This window comes from Frankia canadensis, from assembly GCF_900197875.1.
GTDB classification, from domain to species: Bacteria; Actinomycetota; Actinomycetes; order Frankiales; family Frankiaceae; genus Frankia; species Frankia canadensis.
Genome location: NZ_FZMO01000269.1, coordinates 1 through 4,905 on the forward strand (window position 1 = coordinate 1; position 4,905 = coordinate 4,905).

The window sequence follows — 4,905 nt, forward strand, 5'->3', positions numbered from 1 at the left end:
GGCCGGGGCGTGGCTCACTCCGATGCCGAGCAGGAAGCGCTCCGGGAAGCCCTCGGTGAGGGTCCGCTGCGCGTTGGCCATCGCGGTGGCGTCGCGCACCCACAGGTTCGCGATGCCCGTGGCGACGATGATCCGGCTGGACGCGGTCAGCAGCAGGGCCGCGTGGCTCATGACCTCCTTGCCCATCGCCTCGGGGATCCACAGTGCGGGAAATCCGAGGTCATCGAGCTCGGCGACGGCCTGGCGGGCGGCGGCCAGCGGCTGGCGCTCCAGGTCCATCGACCAGATACCGATTCGGCCGATCTCCATGCTGGCGAACTCCTCGTGCGAGAGGCGGGCGGCGGCGGGCGCGCTCGGCGGGGGATGCGTCGGCGGCCCTGGCTCATGCTGCCACGGCAGCGTCGCCACAGGTTCGGCTGGTCGGGAGGCCTGCGCGGGCCCGCGGTCGCGGGCCCGCGCGACGGCGGCGGGCGCCGGCGTCGATGATCGGGGTGGAACGGCCCGCCGCCGCGCCTACTGCGCGATGATCGCGAAGGCCTCGCCGTGCGGCCCCGCGACGACGGCGAACCGGCCGGCGGGGATGTCCACCGGGCCGGTCAGCGTGGCGCCGCCGAGCTCGGTGATGCGCGCCAGAGCGGCGTCGGTGTCGGCGACGGCGAAGTAGGCCAGCCACAGCGACGGCGTGTCGGCCGGCACGGTCGGCGGCATCGGCATCATGCCGGCGACCGGCCGGCCCGCGACCTGCCACGTGTAGTACTCCATGGGGCCGGCCTGCGCCGCCTCGTCGAGCGTCCAGCCGAACACGGCGGGATAGAAGGCCCGGGCCGCGGCCAGGTCGCGCGTGTCCAGCTCGTTCCAGCTGAAGGAGCCGGGCTCGTTCGCGAGCTCGGCGCCCGCGAACGTCCCCGGCTGCCAGACGGAGACCGCCGCGCCGCCGGAGTCCCCGAACACGGCCATCCGGCCCATGTCGAACACGTCCATGGGCGGGGCGAGGACGGAGCCGCCGGCGGCGCGCACCGCCTCGGCCGTCGCGTCGGCGTCCGCCACCCGCACGTAGGTGCTCCAGCTCGGCCGCTGCCCCTCGCCGAACAGCGGCCCGAGGCCGGCCACCGCCCTGCCCCGCAGGGTGAGGATCGTGTACCCGCCGGCCGCGGGATCCGGCGAGACCTGCGCCTCCCAGCCGAACAGGGTGCCGTAGAAGGCGCGGGAGGCGTCGAGGTCGGGGCTGCCCAGGTCGACCCAGCACGGCGTGCCGGGCTCGTAGGAGGTGAACTCGGCCATCACGGCCACCCTTCGTCGAGGACGGACGCCGTCGTCCGCCCGATGCCCGGCACGCTAGACCCGACCACCGACACTTTCGGGGCCCAGCGCGGTGAAGCCTGGCCGTCGCGGCGGTGAACCGCCCCGCCGGCACCCCGCCGAGCCAGTGGTCTGGCCGCCTGTAAGGGCCATGCGGCCGCGGGTACCGCCGGGTATTTGTTGACAGCTCTTCTCCCCGGGACGAATATCCTGTTCCTCGCTACAGTCCGAATGCGCCGTAGGGGGGTGAAAGAAAGGCCTGGGTGGCGGCCGTCAGCGATACGATCGAGTGACCGTACAAAAACTCGGCGATAGCTGTCGAGGGTGGTCACGTGCCCATTCGGAATGGTGCGCGGCGCCGTCCGTGCACATGTTCTCCATGCAGTGTTTCCGGGACTGGACGCGAGCCTGACGTCCTGTCGGCCGCCACTGTCCATGGATCCGTGGCGCCTCTTCGTCAAATCTGCGGCGCCTCTTCGTCTGTCGATTCCCAGGGGTGATGTCCATGCGGTTACGGGTGCGCGCGGTGGCGGTCGCGACGGTCGGGGCCCTGGCGGTCGCGATGCTCGCCGGCTGTGGCGCGGACGGTTCCGGCGGCTCGTCGTCCGGTGCCGCCTCGCCCGCGGCGGCGGCCACGCCGGCCTGCCCGGCGGTGCGCGCGCCCGGCGCGCTGGGCTACTTCTCGGCCTCGTCCAGCAACATCGAGCAGATCGTCGACACCGCCACCGGCCGGCTCGTCGGCCGGATCGAGGGGCTCAGCCAGCCGTCGAACACCTACGTCACGCCGGACGGGCGCAAGGTGTACATCGACAACTGGGGCGGGCGCGACATCGTCGTCGTCGACGCGTGCACCCGGCGCATCGCGCGGACGATCGAGGTCGGCGGCCGGGTCCTCGGCTCCCTCGACCCGAGCGGCACCTACCTGTACGAGACGTTCCTGCCCAGCGGCACCGTCGAGGCCGGCCCCGGCAAGGTGCTCAGGATCGACACCCGGACCGATCGGGTGGTCGCGACCTGCCCGACGCCGCAGAAGCCGGTCGCCTCGGTGGTCAGCCCCGACGGGAGGAAGGTGTACGTCGCGACCCTCGGCACCGTCATGACGCTCGACGCCGCCACCGGTCACGTGCTGGGCGAGCCGGTCAGGATCGGCGCCATTCCCGGGTGGCTCGCGCTCAGCCCGGACGGACGGCGCCTCTACACGGCCAACCTGCCCACCGGCGTCTCGGTGCTCGACACGGCGACGAACAGGCTGGTCGTCAACATTCCCACGCCACCCGGGAGCGCACCGCAGTACAACGCGGTCGCGCCGGACGGGAAGACCCAGTGGGAGGTCTACGCCGGTGGCGGCGTCGGCGTCTTCTCCACCGCCACGAACGAGCTCATCCAGACGCTGCCGACCGAGGGCATGGGGATGACCGTCTCGTTCTCGCCGGACGGCACCAGGGCGTTCGTCGGAGAAGGCGGGCCGAACACCGTGCGGGCCGACGGTTTCAGGGCCGTCATCGACTCGGCCACCGGCTCCTGGCATCCCGGACCCGGCAACCTCACCATCTACGACGTCGCGACGCGCAGGCTGATCACCCGTATCCGGGGTGTCGGTGAGTTCCCGGGCGTGGTGGGCATCGCGGCCAGGCGGACCCCGGCCCGCGGCTGACACATTCCGTACGCTGACCACGGATTCGAGGCGAGGAGGACGCGGACAGTGGGTCGGCTGGACGGCAGGGTGGCGTTCGTGACGGGGGCGGCGCGCGGGCAGGGCCGGGCGCACTGCGTGCGGCTCGCGCGGGAGGGCGCCGACATCATCGCGATCGACGTGGCCGGCCCGGTCGAGGGCGCGCACCCGCGGCCCGCGACGCCCGAGGAGCTCGCCGAGACGGGTCGGCTGGTCGAGGAGACCGGCCGGCGGGTGGTGACGGCCCGGGCCGACGTGCGCGACCTCGCCGCGGTGGCGCGGGCGGTCGACGAGGGGGTCGAGCGGTTCGGCCGGCTGGACGTGGTCGTCGCGAACGCGGGCGTCATGGCCGGCGGACGGCTCTGGGAGCTGACCGAGGCCCAGTGGGACGTCTGCGTCGACGTCAACCTGACGGGCGTGTGGAAGACGCTGCGCGCCTCCGTCCCGCACATGATCGCCGCCGGCAACGGCGGTTCGATCATCCTCACCAGCTCCGCGGCGGGCTACCGCGGCTATCCCATGTCGGGGGGCTACGGCGCGGCCAAGCACGGCCTGGTCGGGCTGTGCCGCACGCTCGCGGTCGAGGTCGCCCGGTACAACATCCGGGTCAACACGATCCACCCCAACGGGGTGCGCACGGTCATGGGCCGCCCGCCGTCCCCCGAGGCGCTGAAGGCCATCGGCCTGGACGACCACGACCTGTGGATGTTCGGGCAGGTCACCGCGAGCGCCCTGCCCGAGGGCACCCAGGAGCCCGAGGACGTGGCCGCCACCGTGGCCTACCTGGCCAGCGACGAGGCCCGGTTCATGACCGGGACGGCGCTGCAGATCGGGGCGGGCAACCAGCTGATGTGACGTGGCCGCGCCGCCGGGTGGCCGGTGGGCCGCTGGGCGGCGCACCGGGCGTCGGTGGCGCGCTACGGTGGGAAAGCCGGACATGGGTGTTCCGGTTCGGCGACGGCGCCGCCGTGTGCCCGCCAGGGAGGATGCCCAGTGCCGCCGTCGCAGCCTGTCCCGTTGCCCTCCGTGTCTGCCCCGTTGCCCTCGGCGTCCTCCCCGTCGGCGGCGCGGGTGCGACCGGTCCAGCTGGCGGCGGACCGGTGCGAGCTGTCAGGGCTGCTGGCGATGGCGTCGGGACCGCCGCGGGGCACGATCGTCGCGCTGCACGGCGGGGGTATGAACGCCCGGTACTTCCACGGCGAGGCGGTGCCGGAGCTGTCGCTGCTGACGTTCGGGGCCGACGCCGGCTGGAACGTGCTGGCGCTGGACCGGCCCGGCTACCGTGCCTCGGCCGGCCTGCCCGACGCCGACGTGAGCCTCGCCGCCCAGACCGAGATCGTCTTCTCGGCGCTCGACGGGTTCGCCGCGGCGCACGAGATCGGGGCCGGCCTGTTCGTCCTCGGCCACTCGTACGGGTTCAAGCTCGGCCTGCACCTCGCCGCGCATCCCCGCGGCGGCGAGCTGCTCGGCGTCGACGGCTCCGGAGTGGGGCGCCGCTACCAGCCCGGCCGTCACCACAGCACCGATCCGGACGCGCCGCAGCCGACCCGCGCCCAGAGCATCGATCTGTTCTGGGGGCCGCTCGAGCTCTACCCGCAGGGGACGTTCAGCACCCTGCGCGGCGTGGTCGAGCCGATCCCGGCGGCCGAGCAGCGGGAGGCGCCGACCTGGTCGGCGGTGTTCCCGGGGCTGGCCAGCCAGGTCCGCACGCCGGTGCGGCTCACGCTGGCCGAGCACGAGCGATGGTGGACGCACGGCGAGGAGGAACTCGCCGAGATCGCCCGGGCCTTCTCCAGCGCGCCGGTCGTCGAGACCGTCGGCCTGGCCGGCGCCGGCCACAACATCAGCCTCGGCTGGGCGGCCCGCGGCTACCACCTGGCCGCCCTCGCCTTCGCCGAACGCTGCCGGCTGCGCGCCCGGCCCCCCGCCCGTCC

General features: G+C 73.8%; 5 protein-coding genes. 3 read left to right on the plus strand and 2 right to left on the minus strand.

The features are described from left to right. Both C1A33_RS20230 and C1A33_RS20235 read right to left on the minus strand, forming a co-directional pair. A partial coding sequence (locus C1A33_RS20230; RefSeq protein ID WP_133150749.1) for an LLM class flavin-dependent oxidoreductase occupies window positions 1–408 on the minus strand: 408 nt, incomplete at its 3' end. A gap of 105 nt (window positions 409–513) precedes the next feature. After that, the gene (locus C1A33_RS20235; RefSeq protein ID WP_101833013.1) at window positions 514–1,281 is read right to left on the minus strand and encodes a VOC family protein; all 768 of its coding nucleotides are present in this window, start codon (window positions 1,279–1,281) and stop codon (window positions 514–516) included. A 523-nt stretch (window positions 1,282–1,804) separates the two neighbouring features. Between C1A33_RS20235 and C1A33_RS20240 the strand changes: the two genes are divergently transcribed. The 3 genes from C1A33_RS20240 to C1A33_RS20250 all read left to right on the plus strand — a co-directional run. Beyond that, window positions 1,805–2,953: a beta-propeller fold lactonase family protein gene (locus tag C1A33_RS20240; RefSeq protein WP_133150750.1), complete on the plus strand. Its 1,149-nt coding sequence runs from the start codon at window positions 1,805–1,807 to the stop codon at window positions 2,951–2,953. A 48-nt stretch (window positions 2,954–3,001) separates the two neighbouring features. Next, window positions 3,002–3,826 carry a mycofactocin-coupled SDR family oxidoreductase gene (locus tag C1A33_RS20245; RefSeq protein WP_101833011.1) on the plus strand — a complete coding sequence of 275 codons (825 nt, stop codon included), beginning with the start codon at window positions 3,002–3,004 and terminating at the stop codon, window positions 3,824–3,826. A gap of 216 nt (window positions 3,827–4,042) precedes the next feature. Continuing rightward, window positions 4,043–4,905: alpha/beta hydrolase (locus tag C1A33_RS20250; RefSeq protein ID WP_101833012.1), on the plus strand; the 863-nt coding region annotated here is incomplete at its 3' end.

Bases quoted from the DNA above. Each gene is read 5' to 3' on its own strand.
- C1A33_RS20235 (WP_101833013.1), bottom strand. From the start codon at position 1,281: ATGGCCGAGTTCACCTCCTACGAGCCCGGCACGCCGTGCTGGGTCGAC.
- C1A33_RS20240 (WP_133150750.1), top strand. From the start codon at position 1,805: ATGCGGTTACGGGTGCGCGCGGTGGCGGTCGCGACGGTCGGGGCCCTG.